This window comes from Cellulomonas sp. P2_B4, from assembly GCF_056404795.1.
Window position 1 is genome coordinate 24,057 of the sequence record NZ_JBFUDI010000008.1, and the last position, 20,933, is coordinate 44,989.

A 20,933-nucleotide genomic window follows, 5' to 3' on the forward strand; every position below is an offset into this window, starting at 1 on the left:
AGATCCGCTTCATGAGCACGTCCCCCGCATCGGGTTCGTCGGACGCCAGCGGCCTCCCCGAGGTCGTCGACAAGGTCGCCGAAGCGGTCAAGCCCCACCTGCGCGGCTGGATCCACCTCGGTGTCACCCCGTTCGTCGTCGTCGCGTCGATCGTGCTCGTCGTGCTCTCCCCGACGTCCACCGCCAAGTGGTCCTGCGCCGTCTTCGGGGTGACGGCGATCATGCTCTTCGGCACCAGCGCGCTGTACCACCGGGGGCACTGGTCGCCGACGACCTCCGCGGTCCTGCGCCGGCTCGACCACACCAACATCTTCCTGATCATCGCGGGCACCTACACGCCGCTGTCGATCCTGCTGCTGCCCTCGGACACGGCCCGCGTCCTGCTCATCGTCGTCTGGGCCGGCGCGCTCATCGGGCTGCTGGCGCGCGTCTTCTGGCTCGGCGCCCCGCGCTGGGTCTACGTGCCGGTCTACGTCGCGCTCGGCTGGGTCGCCGTCTGGTTCTTCCCGTCGTTCTACCGCGCGGGCGGCCCGTGGATCGTGTTCTGGATCGCGCTCGGCGGGCTCGCCTACACGCTCGGCGCGGTGGTCTACGGCACCAAGCGGCCCAACCCGAGCCCCCGCTGGTTCGGGTTCCACGAGGTGTTCCACGCGCTGACGGTGGTCGGCTTCGGCTGCCACTACATCGCGGTGTCGATGGCGTCGTACTCGTCTAGCTGATCGGCACCACGGTGTAGCGACGGTTCGCCAGCGACGGGTTCTGCAGCCGGACCTCGAGCATCGCGTCACCGTCGATGTCGACCGTGCGGATGCTCGGGTCCGCGTCGAACTCCATGCCCACCACACCGTCGGGCCCGACGACGATCGACCGCCCGACGACCCCGCGCCCGGCCTGCCCGACGCCCACCACGGTCGCGGTGTTCTCGATCGCCCGGGCCACGGCCAGCGCCCGCCAGTGCATCGCCTTGTTCTCCCCGTCGGCCCACGCCGCCGGCACCACGATCACCTGCGCGCCCGCGTCGACCAGGCGGCGCGCCGACTCCGGGAACCGCAGGTCGTAGCAGGTCATCACGCCGAACGACAGGCCACCGACCTCGATCACCAGGGGCGCGGCGTCGGCCGGGCCGGCCGCGAGCCGGTCGGACTCGCGCTGGCCGAAGGCGTCGTAGAGGTGCACCTTGCGGTACAGCCCGACGAGCGTGCCGGTCGCGTCCACCGCGACGATCGCGTTCACGCCGTGCTCGGGGTCCGGGCCGGGCAGCGTGGTGCCGGCGAGCACCGCGACCTTGGTCCGGGCGGCACGCTCGCGCAGCATCGCGACGAACGGCCCGCCGAGCGGTTCCGCGTGCTCCGGCCCGACGCCGCGCGGATTGAACCCCGACGCGTACTCGGGCAGGACCAGGAGGTCCGAGCGGCGCCCCGCGGCGATCTTGAACGCGTCCCTGATGATCTCGCGGTTGGTCCCGTGGTCCGCCGTGACCTCCAGCTGACCGATCGTCACGCGGACGGCGGGCCGCTCCGGGGGCTTGCTCACCGCGCCCGGCCCGGCTCGTCGTCGTCCCGCGCGTCCCACACCACGGGGACGTCCGCGTCGACCTCGGAGTCCGGTCCCCCGGCGCCCGCGTCGATCACGCCGACGTCCAGGTGCGGCCGGTCGTTGTCGTCGTCGTCGGCGAACGGGTCGCCCTTCTCCTCGTCGAGACCCAGCTGCTTGGCGCGGCGGTCGACCCGGCGCATCTGCTTGGTCAGCGAGAGGAACAGGAAGACGGCCGCGATCGCGACGAGGAACGTGAAGACGAACCCGAGGAAGCCCGGCGAGCCGCCCTGGGTGGGGTCGATGGCGACGCTCGGCGACGGGCTCGGCTCGACCAGCAGACGGATCACGAAGCGCCGTCCCGCAGCCCGGCGAACAGGTCGTCCTCCGGGAGGTTCGTCGGCACCCGGGACTGCGCGAGCTCGTACTCCTCGGTCGGCCACTTGGCCAGCTCGATCTCGCGCGGCATCGCGAAGAAGAAGCCGTCCGGGTCGATCTGCGTGGCGTGCGCCCGCAGCGCCGCGTCCCGCTGCTCGAAGTACTCGCTGGCGTCGATCCGGGTGGTGATCTCGCGCTCGGGTGTCTCGCGGGCCTCGCGCGACTCGATCCACTCCCCGAACGGGGACTCGCGGCCCGCCTCCAGCAGCGCCTCGTGGATCGCGCGCATGCGCGCCAACGAGAAGCCGCCGTTGTAGTAGAGCTTCGACGGCGTCCACGGCTCGCCCCGGCCGACGTAGCGCTCGGGGTCGCCGGCGGCCTCGAAGGCCTCGACCGACACCTTGTGGCACATGATGTGGTCGGGGTGCGGGTAGCCGCCGTTCTCGTCGTACGTGGTGATCACGTGCGGCTTGAAGCTGCGGACGAGCTCGACCAGCGGGGCGGCGGCCTCCTCCAGCGGGACCAGCGCGAAGCAGCCCTCCGGCAGCGGCGGGAGCGGATCCCCCTCGGGCAGGCCCGAGTCGACGAAGCCCAGCCAGCGGTGCTGCACGCCGAGCGCCGCGGCGGCCGCGGCCATCTCGTCGCGCCGCAGGGCCTGCATGCCCTCGATCCCGCCCGGGACCTCGCCGTAGCCGGGGTTCAGCACGTCGCCGCGCTCCCCGCCCGTGCAGGACACGACCAGGACGTCGACACCCTCGGCCGCATACTTCGCCGTGGTCGCCGCGCCCTTGCTCGACTCGTCGTCGGGGTGGGCGTGCACCGCCATCAGGCGCAGCCGCTCTCCGGTCACCTCAGGCCTCCTCGGTCCGCCCGCCGGTCCTCGGCGTGAGCGGGTGGTTGGACGAGAGACAATGATCGCTCACGCGGCGGTCCTGTCGCGCCACCCGCCCGCCCCCGGAGGAACGTCGTGACCGTCCTGCAGCCGCCTCCCGGCCGCTACGGTCCTGCGCCCACCTCCCCGTCGCGCCGCCGCCTCTGGATCTGGGGGTTCGCGGTCGTCGGGCTCGCCGTGACGGTCTGGATCGGCCTGAACGTCGCCGGCCAGCCCGTGTCCTGGAAGGACGTCGGGTTCCACGTGCAGGGTCCGCAGGCCACCGACGTGACGTTCGAGGTCACCAAGCCGAAGGACGCGACCGTGACCTGCCAGGTCAAGGCCCTCTCCGAGTCCTACGCGGAGGTCGGGGTGCGCTCCGTGGTGGTAGGCCCGTCGGACGACGCCTCGCAGCGCGTCACGGCCACCGTGCAGACCACCGAGCTGGCCGTCAGCGGCACCGTCGACAGGTGCGACATCACCCCCTGAGATGGGCTGCCGGTGAGGTGACTTGCTATCCTGTTCGTTTCCACGCCGCCCCGGGTCTGGCGTCGTCGTTCGTCGACGCGACCGAGACAGGGCGGTTCTCGTGTCTCTGGCCCCCTCCCGGGGCCTGACCAACGCATTGTGTGAAAGGAGCGATCGTGACCGAAACGAATGCAGCCACCTGGCTGACGCAGGAGGCCTACGACCGGCTCACTGCAGAGCTCGCCCACCTCGAGGGGCCCGGTCGCGACGAGGTCGTCGCGCGCATCTCGGCCGCCCGCGACGAGGGTGACCTCAAGGAGAACGGCGGCTACCACGCGGCGCGTGAGGAGCAGGGCAAGCAGGAGGCCCGCATCCGCGAGCTCAAGGAGAAGCTGCGCAACGTGCACATCGGCACGCCGCCGGACAACGGGATCGTCGAGCCCGGCATGGTCGTGACGGCCGTCGTGGCCGGCGACGAGATGGTGTTCCTGCTCGGCTCGCGCGAGATCGCCGGGTCGTCGGACATCGACGTCTACTCCCCGACCTCCCCGCTGGGCGCCGCGATCAACGGCACCAAGATCGGTGACTCGACCAGCTACCTCGCGCCGAACGGTCGCGAGATCGCGGTCTCGATCACCGACGCCAAGCCCTTCACGGGCTGACCCGCCCTGCGCCGAGGCGCCGCCTCCCTGCGGGGGTGCGGCGCCTCTGTCGTGCCTGCCCACCAGCGTCCGCGCTCGTGGGGGCTATTGCCCACACGAGTGCGGACGTCAGCGTCGACAGAGGCGCAACGTCCGCGTTCGTGGGGGCTATGGGACACACGAGTGCGGACGTTGCGGGTCAGGCGTCCGTGAGGCGGTAGCCGGCGGCGGTGAGGGCCTCGACGACGTGGGTGCAGTGGTCCGGGCCCTTGGTCTCGACCTGGACCTCGATGGCGACCTCGTCGAAGGCGAGCGCGGCGCCCGTGCGGGCGTGCGAGACGTGCATGACGTTCGCTCCGGTCGCGGCCAGGTCGTGCAGCAGCGACGCGAGGGCGCCGGGGGTGTCGTCGAGGCGGACGCGCAGCTGCAGGAACCGTCCCGCCGACGCGAGCCCGTGGCGGACCACGCGCATGAGGACGAGCGGGTCGATGTTGCCGCCGGACAGGATCGCGACGACCGGCCCCTGCAGCCCGCCCGGCGACGCCATCAGCGAGGCGACCGCCGCGGCCCCGGACGGTTCGACGAGCATCTTCGCGCGCTCCGCCACGAGCAGCAGCGCCCGCGACAGGTCCTCCTCCGATACGGTCCGGACCGGGATCCGGTGCTCGGACAGGATGCCGAACGGCACGGTCCCGGGGACGCCGACCGCGATGCCGTCGGCCATGGTGCGCAGCTCGGGCGCAGGGATGGGATACCCGGCGGCGAGGGACGCCGGGTAGGACGCCGCGCGCTCCGCCTGCACGCCGATCACCTGGACCGACGGACGCAGCTCGGACAGCGCCGCGACGACACCCGCCGCGAGTCCGCCTCCCCCGATCGGCACCAGCACGGTCGCCACGTCCGGCACCTGCTCGGCGATCTCGAGGGCGATCGTGCCCTGCCCGGCCACGACGTCCTCGTGGTCGAACGGGTGGATGAGGACGGCGCCCGTGCGGTCGGCGTACTCGCGGGCGTGCTGCAGCGCCTCGTCGACGCTGGTCCCGACGGGCTCGACGCGCGCGCCGTACTCGCGGGTGGCCGCGATCTTGGGCAGCGCGGCGTCGACGGGCATGAAGACGACCGACTCGATGCCGAGCATCCGGGCGGCCAGCGCCACCCCCTGCGCGTGGTTCCCGGCGCTCGCGGCGACGACGCCCCGGGACTGCTCCTGCGCGGAGAGCCGGGCCATGCGCACGTACGCCCCGCGCAGCTTGAACGAGCCCGTGCGCTGCAGGTTCTCGCACTTGAGCCAGACCTCGGTGCCGACGAGGTGCGACAGCGCCCGGCTGCGCTGGACCGGCGTGGTGTCGGTGACGCCCTGCAGCAGCTCGGCGGCCGCGCGGACGTCGGCCAGACCGGTCATCGCGGCGTCCCGTCGGCCTCGTGCCCCGGGGTGTCGTCCGCGTCGGTGACGGGCGGGAGCTCTTCGCTCTCCTCGTCGGCGGCGAGCGTCGCCTCCTGCTCCATCTCGGCCTCGGCCACCTGCGCGATGGCGCGGTCGAGCACGGGGTGCCCGCGGCCGCGCACCGGGACGTGGTCGTCGCGGCCGAGCTGGGGGAACTTGTCGTGCCCGTGCAGGTAGAGGATCACGGTGTTGAGCGTCGCGACGATGGGCACGGCGAACAGGGCGCCGACGATGCCCGCGACGAACGACCCCGCCGCGACCGAGAGCAGCACGGCCACCGGGTGCAGCGACACCGCGTGCCCCATGAGGAACGGCTGCAGGCCGTGGCCCTCGATCTGCTGCACCAGGAGCACGACGGCGAGCATGAGCAGGGCGTTGACCGGTCCGTTGGCGACGAGCGCGACGAGCACGGCGACCGAGCCGGTGACGATGGCGCCGACGATCGGCACGAACGAGCCGAGGAAGACGATGACCGCCAGCGGCGCCGCGAGCGGCACGCCCAGCAGCGCGGCGCCGAGGCCGATGCCCAGCGCGTCGACCGCGGCGACCAGGATCTGGGTGCGCGTGTAGGCGCCGAGGGTCACCAGGCCGCGCCGACCGGCCTGGTGCACGTGCTCGCGGGAGCCGCGCGGCAGCAGACCGACCACCCAGGACCAGATGGTGCGGCCGTCGAGCAGGAAGAAGAACAGGCAGAACAGCGCGATCAGCGCGCCGGCGGCGACGTGGCCCACCGTGGTCGTCGCGTGCAGCGCGCCCGAGACGAGCTCGGAGCTGCCGCCGCTGGCCGACTTCTGGATCTGGTCGACGTACTTCGTGATGTCGTCGGTGCTCAGCTGCAGCGGACCGGTCTCGAGCCACTCGGTGAGCTTGTCGATGCCCTGGGCGGCCTGGTCCCACAGCTCGCCGATGCCCTTGACGATCGAGCGGGTGGCGACGAACACCAGGCCGACGACCACCAGGATCATGCCGACGACGGCGATCCCGACCGCGGCGGCCCGGGGCAGCCTGGTGGTCCGGTCGAGCCAGTTCACGAACGGCGCGAGCAGCACGGTCAGCAGCAGCGCGACCGCGATCGGCACGACGACGACCTTGAGCTCGCTGAGCAGCCACAGCAGGACCGCGAGCGCGGCGCCGATGAGCAGCAGCCGCCACGACCAGCTGGCTGCGGCCTGGACCGACGGCGGGACCGGTTGGCCCTTGGTGGTGGGCGCGTCGGTCATGCGGGGCGCCCGGCGGCGAGCGCGGCGGCCAGGTCCGCCGTGAGGTCGTCGAGATCCTCGATGCCGACCGAGAGGCGTACGAGGTCGTCGGGAACCTCGAGCGCCGTGCCCGCGACCGACCCGTGCGTCATCTTGTGCGGGTGCTCGATCAGCGACTCCACGCCACCGAGCGACTCCGCGAGCGTGAACACCCGGGTCGCGGCGCAGACCGCCAGCGCCGACTCCTGCGATCCCGTGCGGAACGAGATCATCCCGCCGAACCCGCTCATCTGCTTCGTCGCGACGTCGTGCCCGGCGTGGGACGCGAGCCCCGGGTAGATCACCTCGGTCACCGCCTCGTGCCCCTCCAGGAACGCCGCGATCGCCGTCGCGTTGGCCGTGTGCCGGTCCATCCGCACGGCCAACGTCTTGAGCCCGCGCAGCGTGAGCCAGGCGTCGAACGGACCCGCGACCGCACCCGACGCGTTCTGGTGGAACCGCACCGCGTCGACCAGCGGCCCGTCGAGCCCGACCGGCAGCATCGCGCCCTCCGCGACCACGAGGGCCCCGCCGACGACGTCCGAGTGGCCGCCGATGTACTTCGTCGTCGAGTGCACGACGACGTCGGCGCCGAGCGCGAGCGGCTGCTGCAGGTACGGCGTCGCGAACGTGTTGTCGACGACGAGCAGCGCGCCGACCGAGCGCGCGTGCGCGGCGAGCGTGGCGATGTCGGCGATGCCGAGCAGCGGGTTGGTGGGCGTCTCGACCCAGACGACCTTCGTTCGACCGGGCTGGATGGCGTCCAGGACCGCGTCCGGGTCGGAGAGGTCGACCGCGGTGTGGTCGATCCCCCAGGGCCCGAACACGCGCGCGATCAGGCGGTACGTGCCGCCGTAGGCGTCGTTCGGGACGACGACGTGGTCGCCGGGCCGCAGCGTCGCGCGCAGCAGGGTGTCCTCCGCGGCGAGGCCCGACGCGAACGCGAAGCCGGCGGCGCCGCCCTCGGCCGCCGCGAGCGCCGACTCGAGTGCCGTCCGGGTCGGGTTCGCCGACCGCGAGTACTCGTAGCCGCCGCGCAGGCCGCCGACGCCGTCCTGCTTGTACGTCGAGGTGGCGTAGATCGGCGGCACCACCGCACCCGTCGTCGGATCCGGGTCCTGACCTGCATGGATGGCCCTCGTCGAGAAACCTGCCTTGGACCAGTCGTCCTCGTGGAGCTGCGCGTCGTCCGTCACGATCCCCAGGCTAGGCGGTCCCGCTCGACGGGGCTTCCCGCGCGGGAACACGGGCACCACCCGCACCGTTGCACACGCCGGGAGCGACCAGGTGACCACCGGGCTCCCGGAGAGGATCAAGACCATGAACTGGCTGTTCGGATCCGCCCTCAAGACCACGATGGTGACCCCGGAGCGGGCTCTGGCGGGCCGTGACGCGTACGCGTACAAGATCCCCACGACCCACACCGTCCTCGGCACTCCTCTGCAGGGCCCCTGGCCCGAGGGCACCGAGGTCATCTACCTGGCGCTGGGCTGTTTCTGGGGTGCAGAGAAGACCTTCTGGAACCTGCCCGGCGTCGTGACGACCGCCGTCGGCTACCAGGGCGGCTTCACCCCCTTCCCCACCTACGAGGAGACGTGCACCGGCATGACCGGGCACACCGAGATCGTCCTGGTGGCGTACGACCCGGCCGTCGTGTCGGCCGGTGACGTCATCCGCACGTTCTGGGAGAACCACGACCCGACGCAGGGCTACCGGCAGGGCAACGACGCCGGCACCCAGTACCGCTCGGCGATCTACACGACGACGCCCGAGCAGGAGCTGGCCGCGCGCAGCACGCTCGCGGACTTCCAGCCGCGCCTGACCGAGCGGGGCTTCGGCACGATCACGACGGAGATCCGCTCCGCCGACGAGGCCGGCCCGTTCTACTACGCCGAGGGCTACCACCAGCAGTACCTCGACAAGTTCCCCGCCGGCTACTGCCCGGTGCACGCGACGGGCGCCACCTGCCCGCGTCCCACCGGAGCCTGAGCCGTCGGGCGGACGGCCGACTCGCCCCCGCTTGTCGGCCGTCCGTCCGAGGTGGGGCCGGTACGCGTCCCCCGCGGCCGGTGACCGGCCGCCCTCGATCTGGCTCTTCGGGCCGACGGGCGTCGACGCTGACGCCTGCCGGTCCGTGGAGAACGTATCGACAGCCCCGACGGTCGGTCCACGCGTGTCCACGCGGCGTTGGACCCCGGTCCACCTGGGTGTTCACACGTCGGAATGGCCCAGCGGCTTGTCCGGTGCGACGACGTCGCGCACCAGCCGCTTGAGCGCGGTGATCTCCGGGAACCCGCCCTGCTCCTTGCGGTCCCAGAGCAGCACGCCGTCCACCTCGACGCGGAAGACCCCGCCGCCGCCCGTCGACGGACGCAGCGCGACCTCGCCGAGCTCGCGCTGGAAGGTGGTCAGGAGCTCCTGGCCGAACCACGCCGCGCGCAGCAGCCAGCGGCACTGCGTGCAGTAGGTGATGGCGATCCGGGGCAGCTGCTGGGGCGTCTCGTCCGTCATGGAGACAGTGTCCGGCACCAGACTGTCGCCATGACCGCGACCTCCGCCTCGTCGACGTCCACGGACCAGGCACCCTCGGTCGGGTTGCTCCGCGTCCTCGCCGCCGCGCTCGTCTGCGGGTCCGCGATCCTGATCTTCGCCGTGCACGTGCGCCCGCTCGGCTACCTGCCGCTCGTCGTCGGCATCGCCCTGGGGCTGCTGGCCGACCGCCGCCTCGGGCGCGACCTCGGCCTGATCGGGCTCGGCATCGCGATCGTCAGCTCGATCTCGCTGCACGCCGACCTGTCGAACGCGGGGATGCTGCGGTTCACCGTGGCGCTCGGCCTCGCGGTCGTCGTGCCCGTGCTGCTCTCCCGCCGCGTCTTCCACGACGACGCGATCCACTTCCCGGTCCGCACCGGCCGCCGCTGGGACCGCTGGCAGGCCGTGTACCTGGTCGCCGTCGCGGTCTTCGCGTACCTGATCCTGCCCGCGTACTTCCTGCGGTCCGGCGTCTGGCAGAACTGGCCGGCCCTCGACGGCCCCGGCGACGTCGCCCGGCTGTTCGTCGGCGTGAACGCCGTGGGGATCTGGGACGAGCTGTTCTTCATCTGCATCGTGCTCGCGCTCCTGCGCACCCACTTCCCGTTCTGGCTCGCGAACGTCCTGCAGACGCTGGTGTTCGTCTCGTTCCTGTGGGAGCTCGGCTACCGGTCGTGGGGGCCGCTGCTGACGGTCCCGTTCGCGCTGGTCCAGGGCTGGATCTTCCGACGGACGACGTCCCTGACCTACGTGGTCTGCGTGCACCTGCTGTTCGACCTCTTCGTGTTCATGGTGCTGGTGCACGCCCACGACCCGGCCCTGTTCGACATCTTCGTGACGGCGCCTACGGTGAGTCCGTGACCCTCACCAACTGGGCAGGCAACTACGCCTACCGCGCCTCCGTCGTGCAGCACCCGCGCAGCGTCGAGGAGCTGTCGCAGATCGTCGCGTCGGCCCGTCGTGTGCGGGCGCTCGGCACTCGGCACTGCTTCAACGACCTCGCCGACGGACCCGGCACGCTCGTCGCCCTGGACGGCCTGCCCTCGTCGGTGCGCATCGATCCCGACGCCCGGACGGTCACCGTCTCGGCCGGGACCCGGTACGGGACGCTGGCCCAGGAGCTGCACTCGGCCGGGTGGGCGCTGGGCAACCTGGCGTCGCTTCCCCACATCTCCGTGGCCGGTGCGGTCGCCACCGCCACGCACGGCTCGGGCGACCGGTCGCAGAACCTGGCGGCCGCCGTGTCGGGCCTGGTTCTCGTGTCCGCCGACGGCTCCCTGCGGTCCGTCGTGCGGGGGGACGACGACTTCGCGGGGTCGGTCGTGGCGCTCGGCGCTCTCGGGATCGCCGTCGAGGTGACGCTCGACATCGAGCCCACCTACGACGTCGTGCAGGAGGTGCACGAGGACCTGCCGTGGGACGCGGCGCTGGCCAACCTCGACGACGTGACCTCGAGCGCCGGCTCGGTCAGCCTGTTCACGGACTGGCGCGGGTCCGGGATCCAGCAGGTCTGGCGCAAGACCCGGGTGTCCCCCTCCTTCGAGCCGCGGGACTCGTTCTACGGCGCCACCCCAGCCACCACCCAGCGCCACCCTCTGCCCGACATCGACCCCGTCCACACGACCGCCCAGCTCGCGTCGCCCGGTCCGTGGCACGAGCGCCTGCCGCACTTCCGACTCGACTTCACGCCCAGCAACGGTGCCGAGCTGCAGACGGAGTACCTGGTGCCTCGGTCCGGAGCGGTCGAGGCGCTCCAGGCGATCCGTGCCCTCTGCGACCAGATCGCCCCGCTGCTGCAGGTCAGCGAGGTGCGCACGATCGCCGGAGACGACCTCTGGCTCTCCACCGCGCACGGCGGCGACCGCGTCGGCATCCACTTCACCTGGCACCCGCGGGACAACGAGGTGGCCGCCCTCCTGCCCACGCTCGAGGCCGCCCTGGCTCCCTTCGACGCCCGCCCGCACTGGGGCAAGCTCTTCGCCGACGAGGACCGCTCCCTCGCCCGCCTCTACCCCCGCTGGGACGACTTCCGTGCCCTGGTCGCCCGGACCGACCCCGAGGGCGTCTTCCGCAACGCCTTCCTGGAGCGGCACGTCCTGTCGTAGCGCGTCGGTCAGACGACGGCGTCCCGCGCACGCCAGCTCGTGACCCGGGCATCCAGGTCCGCGTCCCCCACCCGTCCGACCGGCGAGAGCGTGACGACGCCGGCCGCCCGCAGCCGCGGGTCGGACGCGTACCGCTGCTCGAGGGTGCGCTCGGCGGCCTCGTCGCCCGCGTCCGCGGCGACCAGCAGCGCGGCGATCTCGTCCGCGAGCGCGTCGAGCTCCTCCGCAGGAGTCGTCGTGTCGGGGTCGATGTCTCCCCACACGTCCCACAGGAGCATCTCGTCACGCTGCCGGTGGGCCAGCTCGGTCACCACGTAGCCGCGGACGAACTCGGGCCCGCACAGGTGCGGCAGCGACGGGTCGACGCCGTAGGTGGAGGCGTCGGTCCGGCCCGCGCGATGGGCGAGCCACACCTCGGCGGCCGTCTCGAAGGGTGCGCCGTGGCCCGTCGGCAGGTCGTGCGAGTCGAAGTCGAACCAGTCCTCCTCGTGGTTCAGCTCCGGGTCGAACCGCACCCAGCGTGTGCCGTCCCACCGCTCGCCGACCACGTGGTCGTGGTGGAACCCGGGCCGGAAGTATCCGGCGAACCCGACGCGGCTGCGCGCGGGGATGCCGTGCTGACGCAGCACCGCGACGGCGACCAGAGTGTGGTCGCGGCAGCAGCCGGCGACCTGGTCGTGCGGCGCGCGCGGCTCGGTGAGCGGGGCGGAGGACCGCTCCTGAGTCACCCGCAGGATGTCGGCGAGCCAGCGCAGGTCGACGTCCGCGTCCTGGCCCGCGTACAGCGACTCGGCGGCACCGCGGTAGTGGATGACCGCGTTGCACGCTGCCTGGTGGAGGGCCCCGGAGTCGGTCGGGAGGGTGTCGAGCAGGCCCGCGTACGGGCCCGGGTCGCTGTAGGCGCTGTGCGTGGCGTAGGCGTCGAGGTTCGGCATGTGCCCCACCCTGGCGTCTGCCCCAGGGGCAGGGTCAAGAGACGGGCTGGGCGACGTGCACGACCACGCCGTCGTCGGACCACGGGACGGGGTAGATCTCCCGCACGGCGCCCACCACGGACCGCCCGACGAGCCACGTCTCCAGCGCCACGTACGCGCCGATGATCTCCGGGTAGCGGCACTCCGCGGCGGTCACCGGCACGTAGGCGACGGTGTGGGCGGGCTCCTCGCGCAGTCCGATCCGGCCCGCGGGTGCGACCAGACCCTCGTAGGGCACGCAGACCTCGATGGGACCGTCGCCGTCGAAGCCGACGGCGCCGTGGAACACCACCCAGTACTCGGCGCCGTAGCGCGCTCCCCCGGCGTCGAGGAAGGCGTGCAGCTCGGTCACGTCGCCCATGATCGTCGGCACGAGGTCCTCCTGGAGCACGTGCTGCTGGATCGTCGCGACGAGGCGTGCCGGCATCTCGGCGACGACGACGTCGTCCACCCCGAACCGGCCGGGCGGGCTGGGGAACGACGGGACGCCGAGCGACGTCAGCACCAGGTCGACCGCCGGACCGTGCTCCGACAGGTCGCGCTGACGCCCGTCCCACCAGCCCCGCAAGGTGACCCCGACCTGGCTGGGCGGCTGCGCCAGCACGTCGGCGATCATCGTCAGCGGCATGTCGAGCCGCCGCAGCAGCGCGATCGTGTGCGCACGCTCGAGCTGCTCGGGCGCGTAGAACCGGTAGCCGGTCTCGGCATCCACCCGGACGGGCGGCAGGAGCCCGCGGGCGTCGTAGAGCCGCAACGCCTTGAGCGAGAGCCCGGAGCGTCGGGCGAACTCCCCGATGCTCAGCTCGGACACGACAGGCCCCCGCCGATCGAGCGCAGCGGGGGCCCGGCGGTCACGAGATCAGTGGCTGGTGCCGACGATGTCGACGACGAACACGAGCGTGTCGCCGCCCTTGATGCCGGCCTGCGGCACGCCACGGTCGCCGTAGCCCAGGTGCGACGGGACCGAGAGCAGCACGCGGGAACCGACCTGCTGCCCGACGAGACCCTCGTCCCAGCCCGCGATGACCTGGCCCACGCCGATGCCGAAGCTGATCGAGGAGCGACGGTCGTACGAGTTGTCGAAGACCCCGCCGTTCCAGGACTGACCGAGGTAGTGCACCTCGATGTCGTCGCCGGCCTCGACGAGCGCGCCGTCGCCGCGGGAGAGGACCGAGACCTCGAGCTCACCGGACGGCGAGTCCGCCGGGAACGTCAAGGTCGGCTTCTCGCCGAAGGAACCCGAGACCTCGGGCAGCGCTGCGGACATGACCACTCCTTTGCTGGATGACTGTGCCCGCCCATCTTGCCGCCCAGCCCTGACAGCCGCCGAATCCGGGGGTTGACGACGAAAGCTAATGCCATTAGCTTTGAGTCATGAGCCAGTACATCAACCGCCCCGAAGGCCGCATCGCGTACACCCTCGACGGTGCCGCCGACGCACCGCTCGTCGTTCTCGTCCCCGGCATGGGAGACCTGCGCAGCACGTGGCGGGACGTCGTCGGCCCCCTGACCGACGCCGGGTACCGCGTGGCCAGCATGGACCTGCGCGGCCACGGGGACTCGGACACCACGTTCGCCACGCACGGTGACGTGGTCACCGGCCAGGACATCATCGCCCTGGTCGAGCACCTCGGCGGCCCCGCGGTCGTCGGCGGCAACTCGATGGGCGCGGCCTCCGCCGCGTGGGCCGCCGCCGAGCGACCCGACCTCGTCGCGGGCCTCGTGCTGACCGGCCCGCTGCTGCGCGACCCGCCGGCGTCCGCCGCGACGACCGCCACCATGCACGGCCTGGTCCGGGTCGCGCTCGAACGCCCGTGGGGTGCCGCCCTGTGGGCCCGCCTCTACCGCACCTACTTCTCGCGCGGCACGCAGAGCCCGTGGCTCGACGAGCACGTCGCGGACATCAAGGCGTCGCTCAAGCGGCCCGGGCACCTGCGCTCGTTCCGGCACCTGACGCTCCAGCTCACGCACGCACCGGTCGAGGCGCGGCTCGGCGAGGTCGTCGCGCCGGTCCTCGCGTTCGTCGGGGCCCTCGACCCCGACTTCAAGGACCCGGCGGCGGAGGCCCTCTGGCTACGCTCCGCGGTGGACGCCGAGGTCACCCTCATCCCGGAGGTGGGCCACTACCCGCAGCACCAGGCCCCGCAGGTCGTCGTCGACGACACGCTCGCGTTCCTCGCGTCCCTGCCGCGACTCGAGAGTGCGTTCGAGGCCGTTGCCTAGGGCCGGACTCGACCACGCGGCCGTCGTCGACCTGGCACTGTCCGTGGTCGACGACGGTGGCCCCTCGGGCTACGCCGACCTCACGCTGGCCGCGGTCGCGGCCAGGGCCGGCGTCGCGGTGCCGAGCCTCTACAAGCACGTCGACGGCCTCCCGGGCCTGCGGCGCGACGTCGCGCTCGTGTGCGTGCAGGAGCTCGCCGGGATCATGCGCGACCTCGACACCCTCTCGGAGATGGGCCACGCGACGCGCGACTACGCGCGTGCCACCCCGGGCCGCTACGACGCCGTCCAGGGCACCGCCTGGATCCACGACCCGGCCGCCCAGGACGTCCGCGACGCGAGCGCTGCGGTGGTCGAGGACCTCACGCGGGGCGTCGAGCAGCTCGGCGTACCGCCCGAGAACCGGATCGACGCCGTCCGCGCCGTCCGGGCCGCGGTGCACGGGTTCGTCGTGCTGGAGCTGGGCGGCGGGTTCGGGATGCCCGAGGACGTCGACGCGAGCTTCTCGTTCCTCGTCGACGGGCTGGTCGGCGGCCTCACACGACTGCGCGTGTGACCCCACCGGGGCTCACCGCGCCAGGAACCCCAACAGGTCGTGTCGTGTGAGGACCCCGACCGGCGACCCGTCGTCGACCACCATCAGGGCATCCGCCTTCTGCAGCGCTTCGCGAGCGGACGCGACGCCTTCACCGGATCCGATCAACGGCATCGCGGGCGACATGTGCCGGTCGACGCGGTCGGCGAGCTGCGCCTCGCCCGAGAACACCGCGTCCAGCAGCACCCGCTCGCTGACCGACCCGGCGACCTCACCGATCTTCACGGGCGGCTCCGCGCCGACGACGGGCATCTGCGAGACGCCGTACTCGTGCAGGATCGAGATCGCGTCGCGCACGGTCTCGTTGGGGTGCGTGTGCACGAGGTCGGGCAACGCGCCGGTCTTGGTCCGCAGCACGTCGGCCACGGTCGCCCCCTCGGCGGCCGCGAGGAACCCGTACGACCGCATCCACGAGTCGTTGAAGATCTTGGACAGGTAGCCGCGGCCGCCGTCGGGCAGGATCACGACGACGACCGCGTCGGCCGGCAGGTCCTTCGCGTACTCCAGCGCCGCCACCACGGCCATCCCGCACGAGCCGCCGACGAGGAGGCCCTCCTCGCGCGCCAGGCGCCGGGTCATGGCGAACGAGTCGGCGTCGGAGACGGCGATGATCTCGTCGGGGACGCTGGGGTCGTAGGCCGTCGGCCAGAAGTCCTCCCCGACGCCCTCGACGAGGTACGGCCGCCCGTCGCCGCCCGAGTACACCGAGCCGGCGGGGTCCGCGCCGATCACCACGACGCGACCGTCGGACACCTCCTTGAGGTACCGCCCGGTCCCGGTGATGGTGCCGCCCGTCCCCACGCCCGCCACGACGTGCGTGACCAGCCCGTCGGTGTCCGCCCAGATCTCCGGGCCCGTCGACTCGTAGTGGCTCGCGGGCCCGTTCTGGTTGGCGTACTGGTTCGGCTTCCACGCCCCCGGGATCTCGCGAACCAGCCGGTCGGAGACGGAGTAGTAGGAGTCGGGATGGTCCGGCGCGACCGCCGTCGGGGTCACGACGACCTCGGCGCCGTAGGCCCGCAGCACGTCGCGCTTGTCCTGGCTGACCTTGTCGGGGCAGACGAACACGCAGCGGTACCCCTTGCGCTGGGCGACCAGCGCGAGACCCACCCCGGTGTTGCCGCTCGTCGGCTCCACGATCGTGCCGCCGGGCTGGAGCTCCCCCGACGCCTCGGCCGCCTCGATCATCTTCAGCGCGATCCGGTCCTTCACTGACCCACCGGGGTTCAGGTACTCGACCTTGGCCAGGATCGTGGCCGCGATGCCCTCGGTGACCGTGGTGAGCTGGACGAGCGGGGTGCCGCCGACGAGCTCAGAGATGTGCTTGGCGTACTTCACGATGCTCCGTCGCGCTCGGGTACCGGGCAGCGGACGCACGACTGCCCGGGTGCGATCTTCGCACCCGGGCAGCCGTCAGACCATGCGGGCGGAGCTAGTTTCGGAAGATCGCGAGGATGCGCAGCAGCTCGAGGTAGAGCCAGATCAGCGTCACGACGAGGCCGAAGGCGGCCACCCAGGCGAGCTTGGCCGGGACGCCCTTCTCGACGCCGCGCTTGATCGAGTCGAAGTCGATGATCAGGCTCGCGGCCGCCAGGGCGACGGCGATCAGGCCGACCGCGACGCCGAGCCAGCCCGAGCGCAGCGGACCGAACTGGCCGCCGTTCACCCCGAAGAGCATCAGGACGACGTTGATCAGCGAGAACACCAGGTAGCCGACGAGGCCGATGATCACGGTGCGCTGGAACTTCGGCGTCACGCGGATCTTGCCCGAGCGGAACAGTACCAGGGAGACCGCGAACACCGAGATGGTGGCCAGCACGGCCTGCCCGACGATCCCGTCCCACTGCTCCTCGTAGAACTTGCTCAGCCCGCCCAGGAACATGCCCTCGAACGCGGCGTACAGGAGGATCAGGGCCGGGCTGGGCTGCTTCTTGAACGCGTTGACCAGGCCCAGCACGAGGCCGACGATCGCGCCCAGGATCCACAGGCCCGGCGCGAGGACCCAGGTCGCGGCGCCGACGACCACGAGGACGGCGAGCAGTCCGGCCGTCTTCATGATGACGTCGTCGTACGTCATGCGGGCCGTGTCGCGGCTCGTGGCGGACGGTGAGCCGTAGAGCGCCTCGAGCGAGGCCGCGTCGGTCGCGGCGGTGGCCGTGGTCGCGTACGTCACGGCGTCCTGCGGCGCGGGTGCCTTCTGACCCCTGCGCTGGACAGGGTCCTGGAAGACGGGACTGTTGTCGAAGATCGGGTTGGCCATGGCGTCCTCCTGGACGGATCGGGCGCGTTTGTACAAGTCTGTCACCGTAGCGAACGCCTTGGGGCAGGGGATCGTTCCAGGCGACACGTCGCATCCTCCGAACGGAGTGCCGTCCTCCTCCCATGGGTCGATGCACGGTGTCGTCGCCGGCACCTAGGGTCGTTCTCGGCAGTGCTCCCGACAGTTGAGGATCTGGAAATGATCGAGGCACAAGGCCTGACCAAGAGGTACGGGCCGAAGACCGCAGTGGACGGCATCACGTTCACCGTCCAGCCGGGCCGGGTGACCGGGTTCCTGGGCCCGAACGGTGCCGGGAAGTCCACCACGATGCGCATGATCATGGGCCTTGACCGCCCCTCGGGCGGCTCCGTGATCGTCAACGGCAAGCCGTACGCCCAGCACCACTCCCCCCTCACCGAGGTGGGCGCCCTGCTCGAGGCCAAGGCCGTGCACACCGGTCGCAGCGCCCGCAACCACCTGCGCGCCATCGCGGCGACGCACGGCATCGGCGACAAGCGCGTCAACGAGGTCATCGCAATGACCGGCCTGGACGCCGTGGCCAAGCGCCGCGTCGGCGGGTTCTCGCTCGGCATGGGCCAGCGCCTCGGCATCGCGGCCGCCCTCGTCGGCGACCCGCGCACGCTGATTCTGGACGAGCCGGTCAACGGGCTCGACCCCGAGGGCGTCCTGTGGGTCCGCAACCTGGTCCGCTACCTCGCCTCCGAGGGCCGGACCGTGTTCCTGTCCTCGCACCTCATGAGCGAGATGGCCCTCACCGCCGACCACCTGCTCGTCATCGGCCGCGGCAAGATCATCGCCGACGGACCGACGGCGACCGTGATCGCCCAGGCCACCAAGGAGACGGTCCGCGTCGTCTCTCCGCACGCCACCGACATCGCCGCCCTGCTGCAGGGTCCGGAGGTCACCGTGACGTCGGACGAGGCCGGCGTGCTGACCGTCACCGGCGCCACGACCGTCCAGGTGGGCGAGCTCGCCGCCGCCAACCGCTTCGTCCTGCACGAGCTCACGCCGGTCTCCGGCTCGCTCGAGGAGGCGTACATGTCCCTGACGCAGGACTCGGTCGAGTACCACTCGTCCGAGGTTCCCGCCGAGCTCACGCAGGAGGGCTCCCGATGAGCACTGCAGTCGCCACCCCGACGACCACCCCGGCGGTCGCCACGCCCAAGGGCAAGCTCTCGTTCCCGCACCTGCTGCGCAGCGAGTGGATCAAGTTCTGGTCGGTCCGCTCGACCATCTGGACGCTCGGGATCTTCCTGTTCGCGACCGTCAGCCTGGTCGTCCTGATCAGCCTGGCATTCGTCAACGCTCCCTCCGAGGCCGAGGGCGGCCCGCCCGCCTCGCAGGCCGCGGACGCGCTCGGACCGTTCGCGGTGGCCGTCACGCTCGCCCAGCTGGCGCTCGCCGTCCTCGGCGCCCTGACCATCACCAGCGAGTACACCACCGGCATGATCCGCTCGAGCCTGTCGGCCGTGCCCAAGCGCCTCCCGGTGCTGTGGTCCAAGGCCATCGTGCTCATGGTGTCGGTCCTCGTCGCAGCGGTCGTCGCGCTGGCCGTCTCGGCGGTCCTGCAGGCGCTGTTCTTCGACAGCAAGGACTTCTCCATCGACTGGTCGGACGGCCAGACGCTCCGGGCCCTCGGGGGCACCGCGCTGTACCTCGCGACGATCGCGTTGTTCGCGTTCGCGCTCGGTGCGCTCCTGCGGCACTCGGCCGCGGCGGTCGCGACGGTGCTCGGCCTCCTGCTCGTCGCCCCGATCCTGTTCGGTGCGATCCCGTGGAAGCCGCTCACCTACATGTTCCCGTTCCTGCCCGGCGTCGCCGGTCAGCAGGTCACCCAGACCGACGCGCAGCTCGCGGAGGCCGCGGCGAGCTCGCCGATCGGTGCCGACCTGACGGCGTGGCAGGGGTACGGCGTGCTGCTCGTGTGGATCGTCGTGATCCTCACCGCGGCGGCCGTCCTGCTCAAGAAGCGCGACGCCTGACGCACCACGACGACGGGGCGGTCCGGATCTTCGGACCGCCCCGTCGTTCGTCTCGTCAGACCAGCCCGCCGAGCGCCCCCTCGGGCGCACCCTCCAGCGCCTCGGCGTCCTGGTTCCATCGACCGGAGCACCCGCTCGCCCACCGACCGCTCGCCCGCCTGAACGACGACCTCGACGTCCATGCCGGACGCGGCTGACCGCGCGCGGGGGTTAGCGTTGTGCCACCCCCAGACGAAGGACACCGATGACCGACGCCCCGGCTCAGAAGGCCAAGTCCCGCCCCGCCCCTCTCGTCGCGGAGGTGGTCCGCACGGAGCGCCTCTCGGCGACGATGGTCCGGGTGGTCGTCGGCGGACCGGGCCTGGCCGCGTTCGAGCCGTCCCCGCACGCGGACTCCTACGTCAAGGTCGTGTTCCTGCCGGACGGGACGCCCCGGCCGCTGCGCGACGACGGGCGTCTGGACCTCGACGCCGTCCGCGCGACGCTCCCGCCCGACAGCCAGCCTCGGCAGCGCTCGTACACGGTCCGCGGCTACGCGGACGGTGAGCTGACGCTCGACTTCGTCGTGCACGGCGACGAGGGCCTGGCCGGACCCTGGGCCGCGGGTGCCGCGGTCGGCGACGAGGTCCTGCTCGTCGGCCCGGGCGGCGCGTGGTCGCCGGACCCGACGGCTGCCTCCCACCTGTTCGCCGGTGACGCGAGCGCCCTGCCCGCGATCGCCGTCGCGCTCGAGCGCCTCGCGCCCGATGCCGTCGGCCACGCCGTCATCGAGGTCCACGGACCCGAGGACGAGATCCCGCTGACCGCACCCGCCGGCGTGCACGTGCACTGGGTCCACCAGGGCTTCGGCGTCTCCGGCCTGGCCCTCGTCGACGCCGTCGCGGCCCTACCGCCGCTGCCGCAGCCTGTCAGCGCGTTCGTGCACGGGGAGGCCGGCGCGGTCCGCGAGCTGCGCCGTCACGTGCGCGGCGAACGGGAGGTCCCGCGCGAGCAGCTGTCGGTCTCGGGGTACTGGCGCCTGGGGGCCGACGACGAGGGCTGGCGCGCCACCAAGCGCGACTGGCTCGCCACGATCGAACAGGCCGAAGTGGCCGCGGGCCTGCTCTGATGGCCTGGTCGCTCACGTTCGACTGCGCCAGCCCGGCCGTCATGGCCGCGTTCTGGGGCCCGGCGCTCGGCTACGTCACTCCCCCGCCCCCGGACGGCTTCGCGACGTGGGAGGACTGGCTGACCCACCACGAGGTGCCCGAGGACGAGTGGGACGACGGCGCCTACCTGGCCGACCCCGCCGACGTGCTCCCGTCGATCTCGTTCCTCAAGGTGCCGGAGGGCAAGACCGCCAAGAACCGGCTGCACCTGGACGTCAAGGTCTCGGGCGGACGCACGCAGCCGCAGGCGGTGCGCGAGCCGCTGATCCGCGCCGCCGTCGACCGCTTCGTCGCGGCCGGAGCCACCGTCCTGCAGGAGCACGACCTGCGCGGCGAGCTCGACCACGTCGTCATGGCGGACCCCGAAGGCAACGAGTTCTGCGTCGCCTGAACGTGCCCCCGCCGGGATTTGAACCCGGACTGGGCCGGGTTTAAGCCGGCTGCCTCTGCCAGTTGGGCTACGGGGGCGGACGCCGCTAATCCTGCCAGGGAACGACGAAGCCCCCGGTCGCGTGCGGAC

The 20,933-nt window shown here is 72.2% G+C and carries 24 protein-coding genes and 1 tRNA gene; 12 read left to right on the forward strand and 13 right to left on the reverse strand.

The annotated features are described in order from the left end of the window. The first annotated feature begins 11 nt into the window (after positions 1-11). A complete protein-coding gene (gene trhA / locus AC1DZC_RS14305) occupies positions 12-719 on the forward strand; it encodes a PAQR family membrane homeostasis protein TrhA (RefSeq protein ID WP_477043723.1) in 708 nt (235 codons plus the stop codon). Here the strand turns inward: trhA and AC1DZC_RS14310 are convergent. The 3 genes from AC1DZC_RS14310 to mca are packed head-to-tail and all read right to left on the reverse strand — an operon-like array spanning position 712 to position 2,737. Further along, positions 712-1,533 (reverse strand): carbon-nitrogen hydrolase family protein, encoded by an 822-nt coding sequence (locus tag AC1DZC_RS14310; protein ID WP_477043724.1) that lies wholly within the window; start codon positions 1,531-1,533, stop codon positions 712-714. The genes trhA and AC1DZC_RS14310 overlap by 8 nt on opposite strands. Further along, complete coding sequence (locus AC1DZC_RS14315) at positions 1,530-1,883, reverse strand: hypothetical protein (RefSeq protein WP_477043725.1); 354 nt, start codon at positions 1,881-1,883, stop codon at positions 1,530-1,532. Before AC1DZC_RS14315 ends, AC1DZC_RS14310 begins: the two co-directional genes overlap by 4 nt. Beyond that, positions 1,880-2,737: a mycothiol conjugate amidase Mca gene (mca, locus tag AC1DZC_RS14320; RefSeq protein ID WP_477039936.1), complete on the reverse strand. Its 858-nt coding sequence runs from the start codon at positions 2,735-2,737 to the stop codon at positions 1,880-1,882. The genes AC1DZC_RS14315 and mca overlap by 4 nt, the downstream gene beginning before the upstream one ends. A 141-nt stretch (positions 2,738-2,878) precedes the next feature. Between mca and AC1DZC_RS14325 the strand changes: the two genes are divergently transcribed. Both AC1DZC_RS14325 and greA read left to right on the forward strand, forming a co-directional pair. After that, a complete protein-coding gene (locus tag AC1DZC_RS14325; protein WP_477039905.1) occupies positions 2,879-3,271 on the forward strand; it encodes a DUF4307 domain-containing protein in 393 nt (130 codons plus the stop codon). Between the two features lie 155 nt (positions 3,272-3,426). Beyond that, positions 3,427-3,912 (forward strand): transcription elongation factor GreA, encoded by a 486-nt coding sequence (gene greA, locus AC1DZC_RS14330; RefSeq protein WP_477039904.1) that lies wholly within the window; start codon positions 3,427-3,429, stop codon positions 3,910-3,912. A 178-nt stretch (positions 3,913-4,090) separates the two neighbouring features. Here the strand turns inward: greA and ilvA are convergent, their stop codons facing one another. From ilvA to AC1DZC_RS14345, 3 genes are read right to left on the reverse strand one after another with little or no spacing between them, the layout of a single operon-like run. Then, positions 4,091-5,293 carry a threonine ammonia-lyase gene (gene ilvA, locus AC1DZC_RS14335; RefSeq protein ID WP_477043726.1) on the reverse strand — a complete coding sequence of 401 codons (1,203 nt, stop codon included), beginning with the start codon at positions 5,291-5,293 and terminating at the stop codon, positions 4,091-4,093. Further along, on the reverse strand, positions 5,290-6,555 hold the full coding sequence (locus tag AC1DZC_RS14340; protein WP_477043727.1) for an AI-2E family transporter: 1,266 nt from the start codon (positions 6,553-6,555) through the stop codon (positions 5,290-5,292). Before AC1DZC_RS14340 ends, ilvA begins: the two co-directional genes overlap by 4 nt. Beyond that, complete coding sequence (locus AC1DZC_RS14345; protein ID WP_477043728.1) at positions 6,552-7,769, reverse strand: cystathionine gamma-synthase; 1,218 nt, start codon at positions 7,767-7,769, stop codon at positions 6,552-6,554. The genes AC1DZC_RS14340 and AC1DZC_RS14345 overlap by 4 nt, the downstream gene beginning before the upstream one ends. A gap of 124 nt (positions 7,770-7,893) precedes the next feature. Here AC1DZC_RS14345 and msrA point away from each other — a divergent pair, with 124 nt between their 5' ends. Continuing rightward, on the forward strand, positions 7,894-8,562 hold the full coding sequence (gene msrA / locus AC1DZC_RS14350; RefSeq protein WP_477039935.1) for a peptide-methionine (S)-S-oxide reductase MsrA: 669 nt from the start codon (positions 7,894-7,896) through the stop codon (positions 8,560-8,562). Between the two features lie 222 nt (positions 8,563-8,784). Here the strand turns inward: msrA and AC1DZC_RS14355 are convergent, their stop codons facing one another. Then, positions 8,785-9,084: an Rdx family protein gene (locus AC1DZC_RS14355; protein ID WP_477039900.1), complete on the reverse strand. Its 300-nt coding sequence runs from the start codon at positions 9,082-9,084 to the stop codon at positions 8,785-8,787. A gap of 30 nt (positions 9,085-9,114) precedes the next feature. Here AC1DZC_RS14355 and AC1DZC_RS14360 point away from each other — a divergent pair, with 30 nt between their 5' ends. Then, positions 9,115-9,966: a CPBP family glutamic-type intramembrane protease gene (locus AC1DZC_RS14360; protein ID WP_477039899.1), complete on the forward strand. Its 852-nt coding sequence runs from the start codon at positions 9,115-9,117 to the stop codon at positions 9,964-9,966. Beyond that, a complete protein-coding gene (locus tag AC1DZC_RS14365) occupies positions 9,963-11,210 on the forward strand; it encodes a D-arabinono-1,4-lactone oxidase (RefSeq protein WP_477039898.1) in 1,248 nt (415 codons plus the stop codon). The genes AC1DZC_RS14360 and AC1DZC_RS14365 overlap by 4 nt, the downstream gene beginning before the upstream one ends. Positions 11,211-11,218: 8 nt before the next feature. Here the strand turns inward: AC1DZC_RS14365 and AC1DZC_RS14370 are convergent, their stop codons facing one another. The 3 genes from AC1DZC_RS14370 to AC1DZC_RS14380 are packed head-to-tail and all read right to left on the reverse strand — an operon-like array spanning position 11,219 to position 13,451. Then, on the reverse strand, positions 11,219-12,145 hold the full coding sequence (locus tag AC1DZC_RS14370) for a transglutaminase-like domain-containing protein (protein ID WP_477043729.1): 927 nt from the start codon (positions 12,143-12,145) through the stop codon (positions 11,219-11,221). 34 nt (positions 12,146-12,179) lie between these two features. Then, entirely contained in the window at positions 12,180-12,995 is an 816-nt protein-coding gene (locus AC1DZC_RS14375) for a MerR family transcriptional regulator (protein WP_477043730.1), read from the reverse strand. Between the two features lie 48 nt (positions 12,996-13,043). Next, positions 13,044-13,451, reverse strand: a complete 408-nt coding sequence (locus AC1DZC_RS14380; RefSeq protein ID WP_477039895.1) for an FKBP-type peptidyl-prolyl cis-trans isomerase — start codon at positions 13,449-13,451, stop codon at positions 13,044-13,046. 107 nt (positions 13,452-13,558) lie between these two features. Between AC1DZC_RS14380 and AC1DZC_RS14385 the strand changes: the two genes are divergently transcribed. Both AC1DZC_RS14385 and AC1DZC_RS14390 read left to right on the forward strand, forming a co-directional pair. Continuing rightward, on the forward strand, positions 13,559-14,407 hold the full coding sequence (locus AC1DZC_RS14385; protein ID WP_477043731.1) for an alpha/beta fold hydrolase: 849 nt from the start codon (positions 13,559-13,561) through the stop codon (positions 14,405-14,407). Then, positions 14,400-14,963: a TetR-like C-terminal domain-containing protein gene (locus AC1DZC_RS14390; protein ID WP_477043732.1), complete on the forward strand. Its 564-nt coding sequence runs from the start codon at positions 14,400-14,402 to the stop codon at positions 14,961-14,963. Before AC1DZC_RS14385 ends, AC1DZC_RS14390 begins: the two co-directional genes overlap by 8 nt. A gap of 12 nt (positions 14,964-14,975) precedes the next feature. On the opposite strand, the gene AC1DZC_RS14395 is transcribed toward AC1DZC_RS14390, so the two are convergent. Further along, positions 14,976-16,340 carry a cystathionine beta-synthase gene (locus AC1DZC_RS14395; protein WP_477039893.1) on the reverse strand — a complete coding sequence of 455 codons (1,365 nt, stop codon included), beginning with the start codon at positions 16,338-16,340 and terminating at the stop codon, positions 14,976-14,978. A gap of 94 nt (positions 16,341-16,434) precedes the next feature. Next, the gene (locus tag AC1DZC_RS14400) at positions 16,435-17,262 is read right to left on the reverse strand and encodes a Bax inhibitor-1/YccA family protein (protein WP_477043733.1); all 828 of its coding nucleotides are present in this window, start codon (positions 17,260-17,262) and stop codon (positions 16,435-16,437) included. Between the two features lie 198 nt (positions 17,263-17,460). Here AC1DZC_RS14400 and AC1DZC_RS14405 point away from each other — a divergent pair, with 198 nt between their 5' ends. The 4 genes from AC1DZC_RS14405 to AC1DZC_RS14420 all read left to right on the forward strand — a co-directional run bounded on the left by AC1DZC_RS14405 (position 17,461) and on the right by AC1DZC_RS14420 (position 20,804). Continuing rightward, positions 17,461-18,399 carry an ABC transporter ATP-binding protein gene (locus AC1DZC_RS14405; protein WP_477039891.1) on the forward strand — a complete coding sequence of 313 codons (939 nt, stop codon included), beginning with the start codon at positions 17,461-17,463 and terminating at the stop codon, positions 18,397-18,399. Continuing rightward, on the forward strand, positions 18,396-19,265 hold the full coding sequence (locus AC1DZC_RS14410; protein WP_477039890.1) for an ABC-2 transporter permease: 870 nt from the start codon (positions 18,396-18,398) through the stop codon (positions 19,263-19,265). Before AC1DZC_RS14405 ends, AC1DZC_RS14410 begins: the two co-directional genes overlap by 4 nt. 244 nt (positions 19,266-19,509) lie before the next feature. Further along, entirely contained in the window at positions 19,510-20,373 is an 864-nt protein-coding gene (locus tag AC1DZC_RS14415; RefSeq protein ID WP_477043734.1) for a siderophore-interacting protein, read from the forward strand. Continuing rightward, the gene (locus tag AC1DZC_RS14420; RefSeq protein ID WP_477043735.1) at positions 20,373-20,804 is read left to right on the forward strand and encodes a VOC family protein; all 432 of its coding nucleotides are present in this window, start codon (positions 20,373-20,375) and stop codon (positions 20,802-20,804) included. The genes AC1DZC_RS14415 and AC1DZC_RS14420 overlap by 1 nt, the downstream gene beginning before the upstream one ends. Positions 20,805-20,807: 3 nt before the next feature. On the opposite strand, the gene AC1DZC_RS14425 is transcribed toward AC1DZC_RS14420, so the two are convergent. Then, positions 20,808-20,881: transfer RNA gene (locus AC1DZC_RS14425), tRNA-Leu, on the reverse strand. Between the last annotated feature and the right edge of the window lie 52 nt (positions 20,882-20,933).